At 64.3% G+C, this 558-nt stretch carries 1 protein-coding gene and 1 pseudogene; both read right to left on the bottom strand.

What is annotated here, in order from left to right:
- The coding region (locus PKF00_RS45025; protein ID WP_271223785.1) for an efflux RND transporter permease subunit at positions 1 to 357 on the bottom strand (357 nt) is incomplete at its 3' end.
- Positions 341 to 558: pseudogene (locus tag PKF00_RS45020) on the bottom strand (efflux transporter periplasmic adaptor subunit); the annotation flags it as partial. The gene PKF00_RS45025 and the pseudogene PKF00_RS45020, both read right to left, overlap by 17 nt.

Here is a 558-nt window from a genome sequence, read left to right as displayed (position 1 = left end):
CCAGTAGATATCGGTCCCGTCCTCGAAATAGATATTCACGACCGACAGGCCGAAATTCGAGGTGGAGCGGACTTCCGTCAACCGGGGAAGCCCGTTCATCGCCGTTTCCACCGGGAAGGTGACATAGCGCTCGACCTCTTCGGGGGCGAGGCCTTCGGTCTCAGTGAAGACCTGCACCAGGGCGGGCGTGACGTCGGGGAAAGCGTCAACCGGCATGGTCCGGAAGGTGACGCCGCCCGCGACGATAACCGCGATGAAGCCGAGCAACGCCAGAAGACGTCCGCCGGCGATGCGACGGAGGAGCCGCGTGGCCGCCCCCTGGGTTTCCGGGGCGGTGTTGTCAGTGGGCGTGTCCATCGTCGAACTCCCCTTTTTGCAGTTCCGATTTCAGTGCGAAGGCGCCGGCGGTTGCGATACGTTCGCCAGGCTCGACCCCTGCGAGGATTTCCGCGAAACGGTCGGAGCGCCGTCCGATGCGGACCGGACGAACTTCGAAACCGTGATCGGTGCGAACAAAGACGACATCGGCGCCGTCGACCGTCTGCAGTGCGGTCGCCG

This window comes from Streptosporangium carneum (assembly GCF_027922005.1).
In the GTDB taxonomy this organism is placed as follows: Bacteria; Actinomycetota; Actinomycetes; order Streptosporangiales; family Streptosporangiaceae; genus Streptosporangium; species Streptosporangium carneum.
This window is presented reverse-complemented; position numbering and strand designations above follow the sequence as displayed.